Origin of the sequence: Achromobacter xylosoxidans (assembly GCF_002192695.1) — a bacterium.
In the GTDB taxonomy this organism is placed as follows: domain Bacteria; phylum Pseudomonadota; class Gammaproteobacteria; order Burkholderiales; family Burkholderiaceae_B; genus Achromobacter; species Achromobacter xylosoxidans_C.
In genome coordinates this window covers 50,784-72,278 of the sequence record NZ_MTLG01000008.1, presented here as the reverse complement: position 1 = coordinate 72,278, position 21,495 = coordinate 50,784, and the positions used below count along the sequence as shown (strand labels likewise).

General features: G+C 65.8%; 17 protein-coding genes and 1 tRNA gene. 7 read left to right on the top strand and 11 right to left on the bottom strand.

The genetic code is table 11. The features are described 5' to 3' along the window. Positions 1-96 precede the first annotated feature (96 nt). From BRO63_RS01930 to BRO63_RS01915, 4 genes are all read right to left on the bottom strand, one after another. Positions 97-187 (bottom strand) — tRNA-Ser (locus BRO63_RS01930). Positions 188-318: 131 nt separating this feature from the next. Continuing rightward, entirely contained in the window at positions 319-1,875 is a 1,557-nt protein-coding gene (locus tag BRO63_RS01925) for a SpoVR family protein (RefSeq protein ID WP_088138294.1), read from the bottom strand. Next, positions 1,872-3,131, bottom strand: coding sequence for a YeaH/YhbH family protein (locus BRO63_RS01920; protein WP_088138293.1), 1,260 nt, complete (start codon positions 3,129-3,131; stop codon positions 1,872-1,874). The genes BRO63_RS01925 and BRO63_RS01920 overlap by 4 nt, the downstream gene beginning before the upstream one ends. 12 nt (positions 3,132-3,143) lie before the next feature. Beyond that, on the bottom strand, positions 3,144-5,060 hold the full coding sequence (locus BRO63_RS01915; RefSeq protein ID WP_373557759.1) for a PrkA family serine protein kinase: 1,917 nt from the start codon (positions 5,058-5,060) through the stop codon (positions 3,144-3,146). Positions 5,061-5,932: 872 nt separating this feature from the next. Between BRO63_RS01915 and BRO63_RS01910 the strand changes: the two genes are divergently transcribed. Both BRO63_RS01910 and BRO63_RS01905 read left to right on the top strand, forming a co-directional pair. Then, positions 5,933-7,138, top strand: a complete 1,206-nt coding sequence (locus tag BRO63_RS01910) for a DUF3142 domain-containing protein (RefSeq protein WP_179215017.1) — start codon at positions 5,933-5,935, stop codon at positions 7,136-7,138. Beyond that, entirely contained in the window at positions 7,101-9,602 is a 2,502-nt protein-coding gene (locus BRO63_RS01905) for a hypothetical protein (protein WP_088138290.1), read from the top strand. The genes BRO63_RS01910 and BRO63_RS01905 overlap by 38 nt, the downstream gene beginning before the upstream one ends. Here the strand turns inward: BRO63_RS01905 and ribD are convergent. Continuing rightward, positions 9,599-10,750 (bottom strand): bifunctional diaminohydroxyphosphoribosylaminopyrimidine deaminase/5-amino-6-(5-phosphoribosylamino)uracil reductase RibD, encoded by a 1,152-nt coding sequence (gene ribD, locus BRO63_RS01900; RefSeq protein ID WP_373557758.1) that lies wholly within the window; start codon positions 10,748-10,750, stop codon positions 9,599-9,601. The genes BRO63_RS01905 and ribD overlap by 4 nt on opposite strands. Positions 10,751-10,928: 178 nt before the next feature. On the opposite strand from ribD, the gene BRO63_RS01895 reads away from it, so the two are divergent. Next, a complete protein-coding gene (locus BRO63_RS01895; protein WP_088138289.1) occupies positions 10,929-11,492 on the top strand; it encodes a cysteine hydrolase family protein in 564 nt (187 codons plus the stop codon). Positions 11,493-11,509: 17 nt separating this feature from the next. Beyond that, on the top strand, positions 11,510-12,475 hold the full coding sequence (locus BRO63_RS01890) for a GlxA family transcriptional regulator (protein WP_088138288.1): 966 nt from the start codon (positions 11,510-11,512) through the stop codon (positions 12,473-12,475). A 68-nt stretch (positions 12,476-12,543) separates the two neighbouring features. On the opposite strand, the gene nrdR is transcribed toward BRO63_RS01890, so the two are convergent. After that, the gene (gene nrdR, locus BRO63_RS01885) at positions 12,544-13,023 is read right to left on the bottom strand and encodes a transcriptional regulator NrdR (protein WP_088138287.1); all 480 of its coding nucleotides are present in this window, start codon (positions 13,021-13,023) and stop codon (positions 12,544-12,546) included. 206 nt (positions 13,024-13,229) lie between these two features. Then, positions 13,230-14,480, bottom strand: a complete 1,251-nt coding sequence (gene glyA, locus BRO63_RS01880; protein ID WP_088138286.1) for a serine hydroxymethyltransferase — start codon at positions 14,478-14,480, stop codon at positions 13,230-13,232. 205 nt (positions 14,481-14,685) lie between these two features. Here glyA and BRO63_RS01875 point away from each other — a divergent pair, with 205 nt between their 5' ends. Next, on the top strand, positions 14,686-15,324 hold the full coding sequence (locus BRO63_RS01875; protein WP_088138285.1) for a LysE family translocator: 639 nt from the start codon (positions 14,686-14,688) through the stop codon (positions 15,322-15,324). Positions 15,325-15,381: 57 nt separating this feature from the next. Here BRO63_RS01875 and BRO63_RS01870 read toward each other — a convergent pair whose 3' ends face one another. Further along, positions 15,382-16,035 carry a YbhB/YbcL family Raf kinase inhibitor-like protein gene (locus tag BRO63_RS01870; RefSeq protein WP_088138284.1) on the bottom strand — a complete coding sequence of 218 codons (654 nt, stop codon included), beginning with the start codon at positions 16,033-16,035 and terminating at the stop codon, positions 15,382-15,384. Positions 16,036-16,107: 72 nt separating this feature from the next. Beyond that, positions 16,108-17,337 carry a tyrosine--tRNA ligase gene (gene tyrS / locus BRO63_RS01865; protein WP_088138283.1) on the bottom strand — a complete coding sequence of 410 codons (1,230 nt, stop codon included), beginning with the start codon at positions 17,335-17,337 and terminating at the stop codon, positions 16,108-16,110. Between the two features lie 255 nt (positions 17,338-17,592). Between tyrS and BRO63_RS01860 the strand changes: the two genes are divergently transcribed. Then, on the top strand, positions 17,593-19,002 hold the full coding sequence (locus BRO63_RS01860) for a M23 family metallopeptidase (protein WP_088138282.1): 1,410 nt from the start codon (positions 17,593-17,595) through the stop codon (positions 19,000-19,002). A 75-nt stretch (positions 19,003-19,077) separates the two neighbouring features. Then, positions 19,078-20,199 (top strand): anhydro-N-acetylmuramic acid kinase, encoded by a 1,122-nt coding sequence (locus tag BRO63_RS01855; protein ID WP_256943223.1) that lies wholly within the window; start codon positions 19,078-19,080, stop codon positions 20,197-20,199. Positions 20,200-20,266: 67 nt separating this feature from the next. Here the strand turns inward: BRO63_RS01855 and erpA are convergent, their stop codons facing one another. Together erpA and BRO63_RS01845 are read right to left on the bottom strand one after the other, a co-directional pair. Next, positions 20,267-20,638 carry an iron-sulfur cluster insertion protein ErpA gene (erpA, locus tag BRO63_RS01850; RefSeq protein WP_013391415.1) on the bottom strand — a complete coding sequence of 124 codons (372 nt, stop codon included), beginning with the start codon at positions 20,636-20,638 and terminating at the stop codon, positions 20,267-20,269. 86 nt (positions 20,639-20,724) lie between these two features. Next, positions 20,725-21,471 (bottom strand): DUF6776 family protein, encoded by a 747-nt coding sequence (locus tag BRO63_RS01845; RefSeq protein ID WP_088138280.1) that lies wholly within the window; start codon positions 21,469-21,471, stop codon positions 20,725-20,727. Positions 21,472-21,495 lie beyond the last annotated feature (24 nt).

Below are 21,495 nucleotides of genomic sequence, written 5' to 3'. Positions count from 1 at the left end.
TGGCGCACCCAGGCGGACTGCTTCGGACAAAAAAACCCGCAGAGCTTTAGCTGGTGCGGGTTTTCGGACTTCTACGCATTTCTGCGAATGTATTCTTGGCGGACAGAGGGGGATTCGAACCCCCGATACGCTTTTGACGTATACACGCTTTCCAGGCGTGCGCCTTCAACCACTCGGCCACCTGTCCTATCTGCGATTTTCGCCACGGGCAAGCCGCTGCAGAAAATGCGAATCCGCGATTCTAGCAGATTTCGCACAGCGCCGACAAGCGAGCAAAGAAAAGGGGACGCCAATGGCGCCCCCTATCCTGGCCAACCGCTAGGAGGCCGATGCCGGCGGGTCCTGTTCCCGGTAGGAGCTGATAGTGCCGTCCGGCTCGGTTTCTTCCAGCCGCACCCTGAAGCCCCACAGCCGCGCAAGATGCTTCATGACCTGCTCGGCGTCATCGCCGGCCAGCGGGCGGCCGCGGCTCTTGAGGTGGCGCAGCACCAGCGAGCGGTCCGAGTCGCGGTTGAAGCGCACCACCTGGATGTCCGGCACCATGTTGTCGCGGTTATGCTGCGCGGCCAGCAGGCGGCGAATGTCGCGGTAGCCTTCGTCGTCATGGATGGCGGCGACTTCCAGCTTGGGGTTGGCCTGGTGGTCGGAGATCGCGAAGAAGCGGAACTCGCGGATCAGGCGCGGCGACAGGTATTGCGAGATGAAGGACTCGTCCTTGAAGTTGCGCATGGCGAAGTCCAGCGTCTTCAGCCAGTCGCCGCCAGCGATGTCGGGGAACCAGCGCCGGTCCTCGGGCGTGGGCGCCTCGCAGATGCGGCGGATATCGGACATCATGGCAAAGCCCAGCGCATAGGGGTTGATGCCGCCGTAGCCGCGCTCGTCGAAGCCGCGCTGGCTGACCACGTTGGTGTGGCTTTGCAGGAACTCCATCATGAAGCCGTCGTTGACCAGGCCTTTTTCATGCAGCCGGTTCAGGATGGTGTAGTGCCAGAACGTGGCCCAGCCTTCGTTCATGACCTTGGTCTGGGTCTGCGGGTAGAAGTACTGCGCGATCTTGCGGACGATGCGCACCAGTTCCTTCTGCCAGGGCGCGAGCTTGGGCGAGTACTTCTCGATGAAGTACAGCAGATTCTCTTCGGGCTCGGGCGGGAACACCGAGGCTGCAACGTGGGTGTCCTTGTCGGCCTCCAGGCGCGGCAGGGTGCGCCACAGGTCGTTGTACTGCAGGCGGGCGTGCTCCTGGCGTTCGGCCTGGCGCGCGGCCTCTTCCTTGTAGGAAATGGGCGTCGGGCGCTTGTAGCGGTCCACGCCGTGGTGCGAGAGCGCGTGGCAGGAGTCGAGCAAGGCTTCCACCGCGTCGATGCCGTAGCGGTCTTCGCAGGACATCACGTACTTGCGCGCGAAGACCAGGTAGTCCAGCACGCCGTCCGCGTCGGTCCATTGGCGGAACAGGTAATTGCCCTTGAAGAACGAGTTGTGGCCATAGCAGGCGTGAGCGATCACCAGCGCCTGCATCGTCATGGAGTTTTCTTCCATGAGATAGGAGATGCAAGGGTTGGAGTTAATGACGATCTCGTAGGCCAGCCCCTGCATGCCGCGGCGGTAGAACTGCTCGTTGCGGATGAATTCCTTGCCGTACGACCAGTGCGGATAGCCGATAGGCAGCCCGGCCGACGCATAGGCGTCCAGCATCTGTTCCGAGGTGATCACCTCGATCTGGTTCGGGTACGTGTCCAGCCCGTATTCGGCGGCGATCTTGGAGATGGCCTCGTCATAGGACTGGATCAGTTCGAAGGTCCATTCGGAACCCTGGGAGATGGGCCGGGCGCTGCCGGCGGCCTCCGGTTCCACGAGCGCTCCCACGATGGCATTCATGCGGTTTCCTTTTTGAACAGGTCATGGAACACGGGGAAGATCTCGCCGCGTTCGCAGATGCGCCGCATGACGAAATGCGGCTCCAGTTTCTGTTCATATTCCGCCCACAGGCTGCTCTTGCGCGCCTCCTGCGAGTCGGGCACTTCGATGTAGGCGAAGTAGCGCGTGGCCGGCAGCAGGTGCTCGGCCAGGAAGCGCGCGCTCTTGCCCGCGTCGGCGCCGAACGAATCGCCGTCGCTGGCCTGCGCCGCGTACACGTTCCAGGCCGTCGGCGGATAGCGCTTTTCCAGGATCTCGCGCATCAGCTCCAGCGCCGACAGCACGATGGTGCCGCCGCTCTTGGGATCGTAGAAAAAGGTGTGCTCGTCGACTTCCTCGGCGTTGTCGGTGTGTCGGATGAAGACCAGGTCCACGTGTTCGTACTTGCGCGACAGGAACAGGTACAAGAGCGAGAAGAAGCGCTTGGCCAGGTCCTTCTTGTTCTCGTCCATGGAGCCCGACACGTCCATCAAGCAGAACATGACGGCGCGCGCCATGGGGATGGCCACGGACACCCGGTTGCGGTAGCGCAGGTCCAGGTCATCCAGGAAAGGCACGCGGGCCAGGCGCTCGCGGCAATCCTCGACGTCCTGCTCCAGCGCCTTGATTTCGTCGGCGGATGCGCCCGCTTCCAACGCCTTGGCCAGGCGTTCCTCGGCGTCCTCGAGATCGGCGCGCGCCTTCACGCCCAGCGCCACGCGGCGCGCCAGCGACGACTTGAGCGTACGGCTGATGCTCAGCATGCTGGGCGAGCCCGTGGTCGTGTAGCCGGCGCGCTGCCATTTCTTCTGGCTAACCTCGCCCAACTGCGTGCGCGCCATGTGCGGCAGTTCCAGGTCTTCAAAGAACAGATTCAGGAACTCGGCCCGCGACAGGCTGAAGGTGAACTGGTCGACCGATTCACCTTCGCCCGGCTCGGACCCGCCTTCCCCCTGCCCGCCTTGCGGCCGATCAAAGGTGTCGCCCTTGGCAAACTCGCGGTTGCCGGGGTGCACGATCTCGCGGTCGCCGCCCTGGCCGTGGTGGAAGGTCGGCTCGGAGATGTCGCGGGCGGGCAGGTTGATCTCGCCGCCCTGATCCATGTCCTGGATGGAGCGGTCGCGGATCATCCCGTGTACCGCCTTGCGGATCTGGTCCTTGTAACGCCGGAGAAAACGCTCCCGGTTGACGGCGCTTTTGTTGCGCCCGTTAAGACGGCGATCGATGAGTGAATTCATGATTCACCTCGCTCAGGAAGACTTCCTCACACGGAGATACCACTCGCACAGCAGCCTGACCTGCTTTTCCGTGTAGCCCTTTTCAACCATGCGATCCACGAAGCTCTGGTGCTTGGACTTGTCCTCGGCCGAGGCCTTGGCGTTGAACGAGATCACCGGCAGCAGGTCTTCCGTGTTCGAGAACATCTTCTTCTCGATCACTTCGCGCAGCTTTTCATAGCTGGTCCAGGTCGGGTTGCGGCCGTTGTTGTTGGCGCGCGCCCGCAGCACGAAGTTGACGATCTCGTTGCGGAAATCCTTCGGGTTGGCGATGCCGGCCGGCTTCTCGATCTTTTCCAGTTCGTCGTTGAGCGCGCTACGGTCGAAGCTTTCGCCGGTTTCCGGGTCGCGAAATTCCTCGTCCTGGATCCAGCAGTCGGCAAAGGTCACGTAGCGGTCGAAGATGTTCTGGCCGTATTCGGAGTAGGACTCGAGGTAGGCGGTCTGGATCTCCTTGCCGATGAATTCCGCATAACGCGGCGCCAGGTAGCCCTTGATGAATTCAAGATAGCGCCGGCGGATTTCCTCGGGATAGTCCTCGCGGCCGATCCGCTGCTCGAGCACGTACATCAGGTGCACCGGGTTGGCGGCGACTTCGGTCTGGTCGTAGTTGAAGACGCTGGACAGGATCTTGTACGCGAAACGCGTCGACACCCCGGTCATGCCTTCATCGGTGCCGGCATAGTCCTTGTATTCCTGCAAGGCCTTGGCCTTGGGATCCACGTCCTTCAGGCTTTCGCCGTCGTAGACGCGCAGCTTCGAATAGAGGCTGGAGTTCTCGGGTTCCTTCAGGCGCGTCAGGACCGAGAATTGCGCCATCATGTCCAGCGTTCCCGGCGCGCACGGCGCCGTGGACAGCGAGCTGTGGTGCAGCAGCTTTTCGTAGATGCGGACTTCTTCCGAAACCTGCAGGCAGTAAGGCACCTTGACGATGTAGATACGGTCGAGGAACGCCTCGTTGTGCTTGTTGTTGCGGAAGGTCTGCCATTCCGATTCGTTCGAGTGGGCCAGGATGGCGCCGTTGAACGGGATCGCGGAAAAGCCTTCGGTGCCCTTGAAGTTGCCTTCCTGGGTCGCCGTCAGCAAGGGGTGCAGCATCTTGATCGGGGCCTTGAACATCTCCACGAATTCCAGCAACCCCTGGTTGGCCAGGCACAGCCCGCCGGAGTAGCTGTAGGCATCCGGATCGTCCTGCGAGTGGCGGTCGAGCATGCGGATGTCGACCTTGCCCACCAGCGAGGAAATGTCCTGGTTGTTCTCGTCGCCCGGTTCGGTCTTGGCGATGGCGATCTGGCGCAGCACCGACGGGTTCAGGCGCACGACGCGGAACTTCGAGATGTCGCCGTCGAATTCCTTCAGGCGCTTGACCGCCCAGGGCGACATGATGCCGCTCAGGTAGCGGCGAGGGATGCCGTATTCCTTTTCAAGCGTGTCGCCGAAGCGTTCGGGATGGAACAACCCGAGCGGCGATTCGTTCACCGGCGACCCCTTCAAGGCGTAGATGGGGTAGGCCTCCATCAAGGACTTGAGCCGCTCCGCGATGGACGACTTGCCGCCGCCCACCGGGCCCAGCAGATAAAGGATTTGCTTGCGCTCTTCCAGTCCCTGGGCAGCGTGCTTGAAGAACGCGACGATCTGGCCGATCACGTCCTCCATGCCGTAGAACTCCTGGAACGCCGGATAGCGCCGGATGGTCCGGTTGGAAAACAAACGGGAAAGACGTGGGTCGTTGCGCGTGTCCACGACTTCGGGTTCGCCTATCGCCGCCAGCATGCGTTCTGCGGGGCTGGCGTACGCCATGGGATCGCTTTTGGCGAGGTTGAGGTACTCCTCGAGAGAGAGTTCCGATTCCTGCTCTTTTGCATACTGCGACTTGAAGCCTTCGACGATGTTTTGCACGGAAACCTCCTACAACACGCGAAAAATCCAATACGTCCCTACCTGCCCCCATTGTGCCTCAGCGCTCGCGCTTTACTAGACAATCTCGCGATAAGCACTGTCGGCCGGATGGTATGTTGCTTTCGCCACACATCAACCAAAGGCATGATCAGGCCCTTTCCAATTAGGCTGCACTCTTCGGATACAAGTTCCGTCAGGGAATGCAACTTAAGTGAATAAGTTCACTCGTCCGACTTCAGCATATCGCTGTATGCGCACGTGCAAGATGCACCCGCACATGAAATGCTCAGCAATGATTTGAAGGGAAGAGCGATGTCCCAGGGATTTTTATGATGCGGGTCATAAACCCGATGCGCCCGCTGTGCGATGGCAGCGGACGGTCTGAACGGCGCGTTGCGTCTTCGTTCAGAGCGTGCCGGTTCGGCTGTGAAAAAGCACCGATGACGCAGCACGAAGATCCGTGGTGACGAGGGCGCGTGGCATTGCACGGTGTAGTCCATCAGTGCGTGGCGCCAAGTCATGTGCCTATGCTAAAGCCAATTGACGTTTTTGTGGCAATTCATTTAGCGCAATGCCAAAAATAGTCACGCAGCGCGCTGTCGAATTCGTGCAGCAGACGCGCGCGGCAAACTCGCAGACATGCGCAAACTTGATGGCATATCGATGGCGCTTGCGCATCGCGATTGCCTGCGGGCCGCGGATTACGGACCTATGCGCGATTGGCAGCCGCAAGCGCAGAGTGCTAGTACCCCTTGCGGCGGCGATAGAATCACGCATTCGAAACACGCCGCGCCTGCGTCGCGTTTCCTTCCATCCGCCCATCGCCGTCGCCGCGTCATGTCTTTCCGATCCTGGCCAGCCGCATGAACATCCTTGCTAAACGCTGTTCCGCGGCGCTTTGCAGCGTCTTTCTGCTGATGCTGGCTGCTTGCGGCAAGCAGGCCGATCTGCCCGGCGACGCTTATGTGTGGCAGCGGGTCTGGACGCCGTCGCTCAATCAGGCGCTGGCCGACAGCGCCGACGCGGTGCGGGCATGGCGCGTGCTGATGGCGGAAATGAGCCCGGATGGCAGATGGTTCACTGCTGCGCCCGATCTGGCCGCCCTGGCGGCGGCCGGGCGTCCCGTCATCATGGTTTTTCGCCTGGACGGCCGCGCCGACGCGCTGCCGGCCCCGGAGGTACTGGCGCGGATCAAGACCGCGCGCGGCGCATGGAAAAGCGCGGGCATCGCCTTGGCCGGCATCGAAATCGATTACGACTGCCCCACCTCCAAATTGCCCGCCTACGCGGCCTTTCTGCAGGAGGTAAAGCGCGGCTTGGGACCGGATCTGCCTTTGTCGATAACCGCGCTGCCCACATGGCTGAACGGATCCGGGCTCGACGCGCTGCTGCGGATTCCCGATGAAGCCGTGTTGCAGGTCCATGCCGTGCTGAGCCCCGAACAAGGGCTGTTCAACGCCAAGCGCGCAAGCGCCTGGCTCGCGGCTTTCGCGGACCGCACCCAGCGGCCGTGGCGCGTGGCGTTGGCGACCTACGGCAGCCGCGTGAGCTGGAACGACGACGGTAGCATCGCCGCGGTCGAAAGCGAACGCACCGCCCTGCTGCCGGGCGGCCGCGCCAGCGAACTGGTGGCCACGCCCGCAGCCATGGCGGCTTTCGTCGACGAGATCCACCGTTCCCGCCCGCGCGGCTTGGCCGGCATCGTCTGGTTCCGCTTGCCCACCGCGCGCGACGAACGCGCCTGGAGCCTGGCCACCTGGCGCGCGGTGCTGACGCGCCAGCCCCTGCTGCCGGCGCTGTCGGTCACGGCGCGCGCGGCGGGCAGCAGCGGCGCGCAGGACCTGATACTGTCCAACGGCGGCAATGCCGACGCGGCCCTGCCCTTCGCGATCCGCTGGAACGGCGCCTGCCGCGCGGCCGACGGCATCAATGGCTATACCCTCGAACATGACTCCGCCGGCGCCTTCCTGCGCCGCTCCCAGGACGGGCTGCTGCGCGCCGGCGGCCAACGCAACATAGGCTGGATACGCTGTGAAAACGGGCCCTCGAGCTTCCAAGTACAACCGTAAACCGCTGGCGGCGCTGCTGTTGCTGACCGGCGCCGGCATCGTCATCGCCTGCGGGCCGGAGTTCCCCGCCCAACTGCTCGATGATCGCGCGGCCACGCTGCACGCCACGCCGGCCAACTCTTTCGGCTATGAGGCGGCCCGCCTCGTGCCAGCCAGCGATGAACTGCAAGCGCGCGAAGCCTACGAACTGCCGGACGGCAGCTATCAGCAGAACGCCCTGCCGGAAGACCGCGATCCCGCGCTGACGCCGGCGCAGCGGGCCACGACCCGCGCCATGCGCGCGCAACCCGACGGCGACCTGGCCTATGCGCTGGGCGCCGGTTTGCCCGACGCCGTACGGCTTTACGCCGCCGCCGCGGTCGACACGCAGGCCGCCCGCGGGCCGGATGCCGACCGCCTGCTGGAGCGGGCGCGCGCGCGCTACCGCGCCATCCTCCAGTTGCCGCCGCAGCAGGCTGCTGCGCGCAGCGTCTGGGCCGCCTACATGCTGGCGGAAATCGGGGACGCGGCAGAACTGACCGCGGGCGATGCGGAGGCGCAGCGGCAGGCCGCGGCGCAAGCCTATGCCCGCGTGCGGCAACTGGCGCGTGACGGCGCGCCGGATCCGTTGGGCCTGGCGGTGGCCAGCTACGGCCAGGAAGCGCGCTTGTTCCTGGCCGGGCCGCAAGGGCAATGCAGCTATATGGAGCTGGTCAACGCCGACCCCTGCATGGACGCCATCCCCGCGGCCTCGCTGAAGCACGCGCTGCGCCTCTATGCCGAACAGGCCGCGCGCGAATCCGGCAGCGGCAATGCATCGCTGCGCATGCTGGCGCAATGGGCCTTGGAGGATCCGGCGCGTACGCGCCGGCTGATCGACGATCCGGTCGCGCAACGCCTGCTGGTGGCCTACGCGCTGGCCAGGCTCGGCGACATCGTGGACGGCAGGCCGGACAGCGCCACCGATCCTTATGCCGCCTATGACACTACCGGCCAGGTCGGGCTTGCCGATGCCGCGCAAGGGCATGAGGTCACGCCGAACCCGGCGCTGCAATCGCTGGTTGCCGCGCTGGGAACCCTGGATCTGAAGCAAGTGCCGGACGCCGACCGCGTGGCTGCCCTGGCCTACCGCATTGGCCGCTACGACCTGGCGCAAACGCTGGCCGCGCGGCTGGATACGGCGCTGGCGTGGTGGGTGCGCGCCAAGCTGGCGCTGCGGCAGGGCGACACGCTGGCGGCGGGCCAGGCCTATGCGCAGGCTGCCCGCGCGTTTCCGCGCGCCGACGGCAGCGTGGAGGCCACCGGCGCGGCGCGCCTGCTGGGCGAGCAAGGGGTGCTGACGCTGTCGCGCGGCCAGTACGTCGAAGCGCTGGATCAACTGCTGAACGCCACCGCGACGGACGACCCGGCCGAAGGTTTCTGGCTCTCGGCCCCGTACTGGAACGACGCTGCCTACGTCGCCGAACGCGTGCTGACGACCGCCGAACTCAAGGCCTATGTGGACCGGCATGCGCCCGCCGCGCCGGCGCCGGCGGGATCCGTGCCGCGCGACCCGCAGAATTTCTACGACTGGGCAAGACAGCATCCCATCACCGCATCCGACCGCCTGCGCCTGCTGCTGGCTCGCCGCCTGGTGCGCGACGGCTCGATCGAACAGGCGCAGCCCTATTTCCCGGCCGATTCGGACGCCCGCTATGCCACGCTGGAAAGCGTCGACGGCAAACCGGAAGTGCGGCTGCCGCAAACCCGCCGGCTCGCCGCGGAATACGGCACGGCCTTGCGCCGCGCCGGCCACGCCTGGGGCCGCACGGCGCGGGCCGAAGCCTGGTACGAGGCCTCGCGGCTGGCGCGGCGCGACGGGATGGAGATCATGGGCTACGAACAGGAGCCGGATTTCGCGGTCTATGGCGGCAACACGAGTTATGGCGCGGGGCGCAGCGCGGTCCCAGCCTGGAAGGCGTATGACGGCGATGCCGGCGCGCCCGAAACGCCCGACACGCCGGCCTTGCGCGCCGCGGCTGCGCTGCCGGGTCCGTTCGTCACCGAAGAGGAACGCCGCCGCTACGCCGCCAGCGAAGCGCGGCCCTATGTCCGCTTCCACTACCGCGAGATCGCGGCCAATCATGCGCTGCGCGCGGCCGACGAGCTGCCGCACCGCTCGCAAGCCTATGCCGCCGTGCTGTGCCAGGGCGCCCGCTACATCATCGACGACGCCCCCGAACTGGCTTCGGCGATCTACCGCCGCTATATAGAACAGGGTGCGCAGGTGCCGTTCAGCGGCTCATTCGGCCGCGAATGCGCCGCGCCCGACTTCCAGGCCGCAGCCTGGTTCCATTACGCGCAGGCCGAGAAGTCGTGGGAGCGCCTGCGCCGCAACCATCCCGGCCTGTTGCTGGCGGCCGCGTTGCTGGCCCTGGCTGGCGGCGCCGCCGCAATCCTGGTCTGGCGCTACACCGCGGTGCGCACGGATCGGCGCCGGACCTAGGACAGCTCCGGCAGCGCCACCCGCTGCGTCAGCTGGTTCCAGGTGTCGGCCACCCTGGCGCGCACGCGTAGATCCGCGCCCACCGGCGCGGTCTCGATGAATTCGTAGCGCCGGGCGCCGTCCAGGTGCTCGAGCATGGGCAGGCGGACCATGCCGGCCGCATCGCCCAGCAGCACCGGCGCCAGGTACAGCAGCAGTTCGTCCACGCAGCCCGCGGCGACCAGCGCGCCGCTCAGCCCCGCCCCGGCTTCCACGTGGACCTCGTTGAACTGTTCCTGCGCCAGCCAGCGCATCATCGCCGGCAGGTCGACCCGGCCGGGCGCCTCGCCCGGCAGCAGCACCACGCGGGCATTCCTGGCCTGCAGGCGCGCGGCCTTGGCATCATCGGCACGGGCCGTAAAGATGATGACCTCGGCGCCATCGAACAGCCGCGCATCCTCGGGGATTTCGAAACGGCCGTCCACCACCGCCTTGCGCGGCTGGCGGGGCGTATCCACGTTCCTGACGTTGAGCTGCGGATCATCCTTCAGCACGGTGCCCATGCCGGTCAGGACAAGGCAGGCACGGGCGCGCCAGCGGTGCCCGTCGGCGCGGGCCTCGGACCCGGTGATCCATTGCGAGACGCCGTTATGCAGCGCGCTGCGCCCGTCCAGCGACGCCGCCATCTTCATCCACACCCACGGCAGGCCGCGGCTCATGCGCGAGATGAATCCCGCGTTGATGGCCAGCGCTTCCGCGCGGCAGACGCCGGCGGTCACCGCGATGCCGGCATCTCGCAGGCGTGCCAGCCCCTGGCCGTTGACCAGCGGATTGGGATCGCCTATGGCCACCACCACCCGCGCGGGCCGGGCCGCGAGCACGGCGTCCACGCAGGGCGGCGTGCGGCCGAAATGGCTGCAAGGCTCCAGGGTGACGTAGAGCGTGGCGCCGGCCACGGACTCGCCGCGCGCCTGGGCGTCGCGCAGGGCGCAGACTTCCGCGTGCGGACCGCCGGGAGGCTGCGTCGCCCCTTCGCCCAACACCTGCCCGTCGCGCACGATCACGCAGCCGACCCGGGGATTGGGCGCGGTGGTGTACATGACGGTCTGCGCCAGCGCCAGGGCGCGCCGCATCCAGAAAATGTCGTCGTTGTCGCTGGGAATCATCATGTCCAGGATTGTATGTCCGCCGCAGGGCGGGCAGGCGGCCGCGCTGGGGGGCCCGGCCGCGCCGGCCGCTGATGTCCGTTTTGGGCCGACAGCCGTCTTTCGGCGCGCTCGCCGCAACGCTGGATTGCAGTAAAAATAACATCACACCCCTACAATTGTCGCTCCAGGAGCGTGGTCCATGAAACAAGCACTGATCGTCATCGATGTACAAGACTCTTTCCGGCAACGTCCGTTTTGGGATGAAACCGAGTACCCCGCCTTCGTGGAACGGATCCAGTCCCTGATCGACGAGGCCCAGGCCCGCGACATTCCGGTGCTGCAGGTGTTCCACACCAGCGTGTCGGACGACCCCGCCAACCCCTTTTCGCTGGCCTCCGGGCACGTCAAGACGCTCAAGGAATTGCGCATCGCCCCCACCGCCGTGTTCCACAAGACCGTGCATTCCTCGCTCTACGCCAAGGACGCGGACGGCGCCAGCCTGCAGGACTGGCTGGCGAAGCACGGCATCGAAGGCATCATCGTCAGCGGCATCCGCACCGAACAGTGCTGCGAAACCACCTCGCGCCATGCCAGCGACGCCGGCTACAAGGTGGTGTTTCCCACCGACGCCACGCTGACCTTCGCCATGCAGAGCCCGTCCGGCCAGCACTACACGCCGGCCGAAATCCGCGACCGGACCGAGCTGGTGCTGCAAGGGCGTTTTGCCCGCATCGCGCGCGCGGCCGACGCGCTGGCGGCCTGACGCTGACAGAGGGCCGCATGGTTCCGGTGTATTTCGTGCTGACGCGGGGCATCGTGCTGCTGGACGTCGCAGGTCCGGCGGAGGCCTTCCGCGTGGCCAACAAGCTGGTTCCCGGCGCCTTCGAACAGCACTTTTGCGGCCCCTCCCGGGAGGTCGAAAGCGGCCTGCCCGGCCTGCATCTAGCGCATATCCAGGCCCTGCCGGCCAGTCTGCCGCCCGAGGCCCTGGTGATCATTTCGGGCGTGGTGGGCAAGCCCACGCGCCTGGACGACCCCGACTCGCGCGCCATCATCGACTGGCTGGCCGTCCGCCATCCCGCGGACGGCTTCACGCTGATGACGGTATGCGCCGGCGCCCTGTTCGCCGCCGCTGCCGGGCTGACGCGGCAGCGCGACTGCACCACCCACCACACCTGCCTGGAACAGTTGGCCAGCATCGACCCAAGCGCGCGGCTGCATGACAACCGCATCTTCGTCGAGGACGGCAAGCTGGTCAGCAGCGCCGGCATCACGGCCGGCATCGACCTGGCGCTGCACATGGTGTCGCGCCATTGCGGACCGCGCGTGGCCAGCGAAACCGCGCGCGACATGGTGGTCTACCAGCGGCGCGCCGGCACGGATTCCACGCTGTCGCCCTGGCTGGACCACCGCAGCCACCTGCATCCGGGCGTGCACCGGGTGCAGGACGCGGTCGTCCGCGATCCGGCGGCGCCCTGGTCGGCGCAATCGCTGGCGGACCAGGCGCACACCAGCGCGCGCCATCTGACCCGGCTATTCCGCGAACACGCGGGCTGCACGCCGATGGACTACCTCTATCAGATACGCGTGGCGCTGGCGCGTGACCTGCTGCGCGATACCCGGCTGGACCTGGAGCGGGTGGCCGAGAAGTCGGGTTTTGGATCGGCGCAGCACATGCGCCGCGTCTGGCGCAAATTCCAGCCGCTGACGCCCAGCCTCGCGCGTTCGGCACCCGCCATGCAATGACGGCGCCGCAGCGCCGTCATTTTCCTGCTTCCGTGGCGCCAGCCGGCCGCGGACCTTGAGCCGAACAGCTAGTCCTTGCGCAGCTTGCCCGGCAGCAGCGGACCCTGCATCTCGCGGATGGCCTCGACGAATTCGCCGATGTCCTCGAAGCTCTTGTAGACCGAAGCGAAGCGCACATACGCCACCTTGTCGAGCTTGCGCAGTTCGGTCATGACGAGCTCGCCTATGTGTTCGCTGGGCACTTCGCGCAGTCCGCTGGCCAGCAGTTGCTCTTCGATGCGTGCGACCGCGGCGTCCACGTCTTCCGTGCTGACGGGGCGCTTGCGCAGCGCTAGGCTCAGGCTGGCACGCAGCTTGCCGGGATCGTAATCGCTGCGGCTGCCGTTGCGCTTCACGATGGAAGGCATGGCGAGTTCCACCCGTTCATAGGTGGTGAAACGCTTGTCACAGGACAGGCAGCGACGGCGACGGCGTATGGCGTCGCCTTCTTCGGAGACCCGGCTGTCTACGACCTGCGTTTCGGCATTGCCGCAAAATGGACACCGCATGTGTGATCCCTAAAGGCACTGAAAGGGCAATATTTGAGCATATTGTAACGAGGCGCCCGGCCGCCAGCGTCAATACAGGCTAATCCGCCCCCGTATTTTTTACCAGGGCGGCGTCGGTCGCCCCGAAAGCAAAGGGACGGCGCCTTGCGGGGCCGTCCCTTGTGGACCGCTGCGGCCGGGTCGCAGCCCGCCGCAGGGATGCTCGATTACTTCTTGCCGTAGACCGGCAGGCGCGAGGTCAGTTCATTGACGCGGGCACGCACGGCGGCGATGTTGGCTTCGTCGCGCGGGTTGTCCAGCACGTCGGCGATCAGGTTGGCGGTCAGCTCGGCTTCGGCTTCGGTAAAGCCACGCGTGGTCATGGCCGGGGTGCCCAGGCGGATGCCGCTGGTCACGAAGGGCTTTTCCGGGTCGTTCGGGATGGCGTTCTTGTTGACCGTGATGTGGGCCTGGCCCAGCACGGCTTCCGCTTCCTTGCCCGTGATGCCCTTGGAACGCAGGTCCACCAGCATGACGTGGCTTTCGGTGCGGCCGGAGACGATGCGCAGGCCGCGCTTGACCAGCGTGTCGGCCAGCACCTTGGCGTTCTTGACCACTTGCTGCGCGTAGTCCTTGAAGGCGGGTTCCAGCGCTTCCTTGAAGGCCACGGCCTTGCCGGCGATGACGTGCATCAGCGGACCGCCCTGGATGCCGGGGAAGATCGCCGAGTTGATGATCTTCTCGTGCTCGGCCTTCATCATGATGACGCCGCCGCGCGGGCCGCGCAGCGACTTGTGCGTGGTCGAGGTGACGAAGTCGGCGTGCGGCACCGGGTTGGGGTAGGCGCCGCCTGCGACCAGGCCCGCGTAGTGGGCGATGTCGACCATGAACAGCGCGCCGTTTTCACGGGCGATGCGGGCCATGCGCTCGAAGTCGATGTGCAGGGCGTAGGCAGAGGCGCCGGCCACGATCAGCTTGGGCTTGTGCTCCTTGGCCAGTTGTTCGACCTGGTCGTAGTTCAGGACTTCGTTTGCGTCCAGGCCGTAGGAGATGAAGTTGTACAGCTTGCCCGAGGCGTTGACCGACGCGCCGTGCGTCAGGTGGCCGCCTTCGGCCAGGCTCATGCCCAGCACGGTGTCGCCCGGCTTCAGGACGGCCATGTACACGCCCTGGTTGGCCTGCGAACCCGAGTTGGGCTGCACGTTGGCGGCTTCGGCGCCGAAGATCTGCTTCAGGCGGTCGATGGCCAGCTGCTCGACCACGTCCACGTATTCGCAACCGCCGTAGTAGCGCTTGCCCGGATAGCCTTCGGCGTACTTGTTGGTGAGCTGCGTACCCTGGGCTTCCATGACGGCCGGGCTGGCGTAGTTCTCCGAAGCGATCAGCTCGATGTGCTGTTCCTGGCGGACGTCTTCCTTCTGGATGGCGGCCCAAACGTCCGGGTCAGCCTTGGACAAGGTGAGGTTGCGGTCAAACATGACGGGGGGTTCCTGAGGCGGTAAGAGAGGAGGAAACTGCGCCCGGGTGGGTAAACCCGGAGAATGACGGATAGTTTACCGCGTCAGGCAGAATCGATTGCTCCCAAAATGCCTGGAACCCGGGCAAAATTCCCTGGACGGGCGCGAAAACCACGCCATCCTCCGCGGGCCGAAAACCCGTCTCAACCCGACTTGAGAAACTTTCATGCAAAGCGCCACGCTCATAACCTACTCATTAGTAGCTGCGGTCAGCGTCATCAGCCCCGGTCCTGCCACCATGCTGGCCATCCGCAACGGCGCGGCGGGTGGATGGCGGGCCGTGCTGCCCTCCACCCTGGGTAATGTCACTGGGCTGTTCCTGCTGTCGGCCGCCGCCATGCTGGGGCTGGGCATGGTGCTGCAATCGTCCGCCCTGCTGTTCACGATCCTGAAGCTGGCCGGGGCTGCCTATTTGCTCTACATCGGCCTGCGTCATCTTCTGGGGCGCTCGAACATCGCGCCGCCTGCGCCCGACGCTGCCGGCCAAGCGCCGCGCGGCGCCAGCCGGCTCTATCTGGAAGCCGCCCTGGTGGCGACGTTGAATCCCAAGCCCATCCTGTTCTTCACCGCCCTGTTTCCACAGTTCCTCAACGCCGCCGAACCGCTGCTGCCGCAATTCTTCATTCTGACGGGCATCTTCATGGCCATGTCGCTGGGGTCCTTGCTGGCCTACGGCACGCTGGCCCATCGCGCCCGGCGCCTGCTGCGCCAGCCCCGCATCGTGACCTGGATCAACCGGCTGGTCGGAACCATCTTCATCAGCTTTGGCGTGGCGCTGCTGCGGCTCAAGCGCGCCGTGGGCTGAACCTCCCGGACGAAAAAAAGGCCGCAGATTCTGCGGCCTTTTTTGTGGCGGGCGGGATCAGGCCGAGGTCGCGCCGATCTGCTTGGGAGCCAGCTTCGGATTGAGCGTATAGGTACCCGTCAGCGACGCCTGCGCCAGCACATGCTTCTGGATGGCGCGCAGCGCGTCCTCGCCGGTGAAGGAACCCTGCAGGTTCAACGTGGGCACGTCCAGCGCGTACAGGGTGAAGACGTAGCGGTGCGGGATCGCGTCGTTCCAGGGCGGGCACGGGCCGTCATAGCCGAAGTAGTCGCCGCTCATGTCGTGGTCGTTGGCGAACCATGACGAGTACGAGTTGATGCCCTGGCGCGCGTCCATCGGCGCCAGCGGACCGCCCTTGCCGCGCGGCGTGATGCCGCTGGAAAAGGTGCCTTCCTCGATGTCGCGCAGGTCGGCCGGCAGGTCGACCAGCACCCAGTGGAAAAAGTCCACGCGGGGCAGGCTGGCCGACACCTCGCGGCCTTCCTGGTTGACGTCGTCGGGCTCGGAGGGCACATCGGGGTCGTGGCAGATCAAGGCAAACGACTGCGTGCCCGCCGGAACGTCGTCCCAGGAAAACTGCGGGTTGAAGTTGTCTGCCAGCGCGACGTGCGATTGCGCATCGATCCTGCCGAAGGCGTAGCGTTCGGGAATCGACTCGTTATCGGAAAAGGACAAACTCGAAAGTTTCATGTCGTGCTCCTTGAAGTGCCGCAAAGGCCCCACTGCCCCTGTCTGTACCCTCAGCGTATCAAAACTTCGCAATCATGGGTTCAAGTTAACACGCGCAAATTTGCGCTTGCCCACCTGAACGACGTAAGTCCCCGCCGGCAATTGCAACGATTTGTCTTCCACGCGATCACCGTTGACGCGCACCCCGCCCTGCTCGACGTTGCGCTGCGCTTCCGAGCCCGACGCGACCAGGCCGGCTTCGCGCAGCAGCTTCAGGATGCCCACCGGCGCGCCGCCGATGTTCACCTCAGGCATGTCATCGGGGATCGCGCCGTCGCGGAAACGGGCCTCGAACGAGGCCAGCGCCTCTTCGGCGGCCTTGGCGGAATGGAAGCGCGCAATGATTTCCTGGGCCAGCATGACCTTGGCATCGCGCGGGTTGCGGCCACCGTCAATCTCCTGCTTGAGCGCGGCGATGTCTTCCAACGAGCGGAACGACAGCAGCTCGAAGTAGCGCCACATCAGCGTGTCGGAAATCGACATGAGCTTGCCGAACATCGAATCGGGCGACTCCGAAATGCCGATGTAGTTGCCCTTGGACTTGGACATCTTCTCTACGCCATCCGTCCCGACCAGCAAGGGCATCGTCAAGATGCACTGCGGCTCCTGGCCATACTCTTTTTGCAGCTCGCGCCCGACCAGCAGGTTGAACTTCTGATCGGTGCCCCCCAGCTCCAGATCGGACTTCAGCGCCACCGAGTCATAGCCCTGCATCAGCGGATACAAGAATTCATGGACCGAAATCGGAATGCCGCCCTTGAAGCGCTTGGTGAAGTCCTCGCGCTCCATCATGCGCGCGACCGTGTAGCGCGACGCGAGCTGGATCATGCCGCGCGCGCCCAGCGGATCGCACCATTCGGAGTTGTAGCGGATCTCGGTGCGGGCCGGATCCAGCACCAGGCTGGCCTGGGCGTAATAGGTCTTGGCGTTGGCCTCGATCTGTTCGCGCGTGAGCGGCGGGCGGGTGTTGTTGCGGCCGCTGGGGTCGCCGATGGTGGAGGTGAAGTCGCCGATCAGGAAGATGACGTTGTGCCCCATGTCCTGCAGCTGGCGCATCTTGTTCAGCACCACCGTGTGGCCCAGGTGGATGTCCGGCGCGGTCGGATCCAGCCCCAATTTGATGCGCAGGGGCACGCCCGTGGCGCGGCTCCTGGCAAGCTTGCGGGCGAATTCGGACTCGACCAGCAACTCGTCGCAGCCGCGCTTCGCTATACGCAGGTCTGCTTCGACTTCGGGGGTAATCGGGGCTTCTGAGGATGACATGGCAGGGGGACCAACTCGGCTTCAGCCGATAAAAAGGTGTAAAAAGTGACGAAAACTATCGAAAATTCTAGCCGAATCAGCTAGGATACCGCCCAATCATACGCAATTGCCATATATACGCAGTTGTGGTCCGGTTTACACCCCGTTGTTCACAAGATGCGCCCCGCGCCAGCCCTTGCCCCGAAAATGTGCGCGCGAGGGCCGTTCGTGTCACGCACCCTGCGAGCTCAAGCCACCTGAGAGGGTATCTTCACGATGAATCGTGGCCTCCACGAACTGGCGAGTAGCATCAAGCGCAAAGTTGCTGCCGTGTTTGCGCCCGTAGCGCCCAAGCCGCAGCGCTCGGGACTTTTCCGCCGCACTCTTCTCGTCACCGCCATTGGTCTGTTCGCAGGCGCCGCCGCCCTAGGCATGGTGCAGCAACCCGACCGCACCGAACTCCCGCCTTCGCGCATCATCAGCAGCGTCCTGCCGCTAAGCGCCGAGCAAGTCGAAGTCAGCACTCCCAGCGCCGCCCCCTACATCAGCGAAACCCGGATCCGCGCCGGCGACACGCTGGCCGCGGTGCTGCAGCGCCTGGAACTGGACGCGCCCAGCCTGCAGACCTTCCTGACGCACGAAGCCAGCGCCCGCAGCATCTACAAGCTGTACCCGGGCCGCTCGGTACAGGCCGCGACCGACGAGGCCGGCAACCTGATCTGGCTGCGTTACATCCACACCCCCGGCAACGAGGCGGATGGCCAGGTCGTGACGCGCATGCTGCACGTCGCGCCCGCGGGCGACAGCTACAAGGCCGAGGAAATCACTGAAAGCACCGAGCGCCAGACCCGCGTCGCCGTGGGCACGATCCGCTCGTCGCTGTTCGGCGCCACCGACGCCGCCGGCATCCCGGACTCGGTCACCATGCAGATGGCCGACATCCTCAGCGCCAAGATCGACTTCCTGCGCGACCTGCGCCAGGGTGACCAGTTCCGCGTGGTCTACGAAGTGCGTTCGCACGACGGCCGCTACGCGGGCGCCGGCCGCGTGCTGGCCCTGGAATTCATCAACGGCGACAAGACCTACAACGCCGTCTGGTTCAGCCCCGACGAAAAGAGCGGTTCGTACTACGACTTCGACGGCACCAGCCTGCGCGGCGCGTTCCTGCGCACCGCCCTGAAGTTCAGCCGCATCAGCTCCACGTTCGGCATGCGCATGCACCCCATCCACAAGACCTGGACGGGACACAAGGGCGTGGACTACGCCGCGCCCTCGGGCACGCCGATCCACGCCACGGCCGACGGCACGGTGGAATTCTCCGGCTGGCAGAACGGCTACGGCAACGTGGTCATCGTCAAGCACCACGGCAAGTATTCGACGCTGTACGCCCACCAGAGCCGCATCGCCGAAGGCATCACCAAGGGTTCGAAGATTTCGCAGGGCCAGCTGCTGGGCTATGTCGGCGCCACCGGCTGGGCCACCGGCCCGCACCTGCACTACGAATTCCGCGTGGACAACCAGCCTATCGATCCGCTGTCGGTGGACCTGCCGGTCGCCCGCAGCCTGGAACCCGCCGAAGTCCGCGCCTTCAACCAGGCCGTGGGACCGTACAAGGCGCAGATCCAGCTGCTGACCGAGTTCCAGCAGACCCTGCCCGACGCCCTGACCAACGTGGCCAGCCGCTAAAGCCGGCCCAACGTCCCGTCGAAAGCGGCCCCGCACTTTCAGCTGCGCGGCCGCTTTTTCTTTTTCGAGGCCCCCGTGAATCCTTCCACCACTAACGCGCAGCTCTATATCGGACTGATGTCGGGTACCAGCCTCGACGGCGTGGACGGCGTGCTGGTGCGCCTGGACGACGGCCAGGCGCCGGCCGTGCTCGCCAGCGCCAGCCTGCCCATGCCGGCGGACCTGCGGCGCGAACTGCTGGCCCTGAACCAGTCCGGCGACGACGAACTGGCCCGCGCGGCGCTGGCTGCAAACGGGCTCGCCCGCCTGTACGCTCAGGCCGTGGCCGCCCTGCTCCAGCAAGCCGGCGTGCCGGCCGGCGATGTGACCGCCATCGGTGCGCACGGCCAGACGGTCCGGCACCGCCCCGACCTGGGCTACACGGTGCAGCTCAATGCTCCCGCCCTGCTGGCGGAACTGGCTGGCATCGACGTGGTGGCGGATTTCCGCAGCCGCGACGTGGCCGCGGGCGGCCAGGGCGCGCCGCTGGTGCCGCCCTTCCATGCCGCCATCTTCGGCGCGCCGCAAGGCCGCGCCGTCCTCAATCTGGGCGGCATCGCCAATGTGACGCTGCTTACGCCCGGACACGCGCCTCGCGGCTTCGATACCGGCCCCGCCAACGTCCTGCTCGACGGCTGGTGCCAGCGCCACCTGGGCCTGCCGTATGACGCGGACGGCCGCTGGGCCGCGACGGGGCAGGTCCTGGCGCCACTGCTGGAGCAGCTCCTGGCCAGCGAGCCCTGGTTCGCCCTGCCCCCGCCCAAGTCCACCGGGCGCGACCTGTTCAACATGCAATGGCTGGACGATCGCCTGGCCGCGTTCGACGGCCCCAAGCCCGCGCCGCAGGACGTGCAGGCCACGTTGCAGCGCCTAACGGCGCGCACGGTGGCCAACGCCGTCGATGCCGTGGCGGCGGGCACGCAGGAAGTCTTCGTCTGTGGCGGCGGCGCGCGCAACGCGGGCTTGATGCGCGAGCTGGCGTACTGCCTGCAACGGCCCGTGCACGCCACGGATACGCTGGGCGTGCCGGCGCAGGAGGTCGAGGCCCTGGCGTTCGCCTGGCTGGCGCAAGCCTTCGTGCAGCGCAGGCCGGCGGGCCTGCCCGCCGTCACCGGCGCGCGCGGCCCGCGCATCCTGGGCGCGCTCTATCCCGCCTGAAAACCGCGCGCCCATGCAAAAAGCCCTTCGGCAAGCCGAAGGGCTTTTTCTTTTCCTGCCCGGTTGATTACACCGAGAACGAGGAACCGCAGCCGCAGGTGGTGCTGGCGTTGGGATTGCGGATGACGAACTGCGCGCCTTCCAGGTCTTCCTTGTAGTCAATCTCTGCGCCGACCAGGTACTGGAAGCTCATCGGATCGACCAGCAGCTGCACGCCGGCCTTGTCCAGCACGGTGTCGTCATCGTTCACGACTTCGTCGAAGGTGAAGCCGTACTGGAAACCCGAACAGCCTCCACCCTGCACGAATACGCGCAGCTTCAGTTCAGGATTGCCTTCTTCGGCCAACAGATCCTTCACCTTGGCCGCAGCCGAGTCGGTAAACACCAGGGGAGCAGGCGGGGCAGCCTGCAGGTCGACGGTTTCGGTCACTGCATTCATGGTTCACTCCTGGCCGGTTCGGCCATATTTCGGTGAGCGGCAACGGCGCTCGCATAGTGTCACTATAGCGCAGGGCTTGCGCAGACTCAAAGTTCGAGCTTGACGCTTCTTGACGCCCGGACGGTATCGCCCTCCAGGACGCTGACTGTGACGCTTTCGGGGACAAATCCCTCGGGCAGCGCCAGGATGCCCTGGCTGCGCTGGTATTGATCGAACTGCAGGGCCAGCGGCGAGGTCGGCGCGCTGTCGCCAGGAAGGGCGACGGAGCCGGACTCGGCCTTGACCTGCATGGGCGCCAGATCGACCTTCACGGTTTCGCCCTTCAGGATGCCGGTGGCCTGGAAACGCAAGGCGCCCGAGAACGGAGAGGCGCCATTGCGGCCGCTACGCATCAGCAGGACCTTGTAGCGCAGGCCGCCGCCGCTGCGGTCGATCTCGACGCCGCGGATATCCACCGAGCCCTCGGGGCCCGGCGGCAGCAATTGCTCATAGAACGCCAGTTGATCGCGCACCCTGCCGACTTCGGCTTGGGCCGCGCGCAGCTGCGTTTCCAGTTCCTGGCGCGCGGCGCGTTCGATGACGAGTTCGCCGTCGGCGGTGTCCAGTTGCCCTTGCGTGTAGCGCAGCTGCGTCGACTGCTGACGCATGGCCTCTTCCTGGACCTCGGCCTGTCGGGCGCTGATCACCACGGCGTCCTGCGGCCGGTAAAGCTTGCGGGCGTAGAGAAAACTGGCGGAGCCGCCCAGCAGCACGCCGATCAGCAAGCCCACGAGTACGCGCGCCAACCCACCGGCGGGGCGAGGCTGGGGCGTGGTGGAGGAATCGGCGGGCATAAAGAGCGGCGGCTTGCGGCCTGA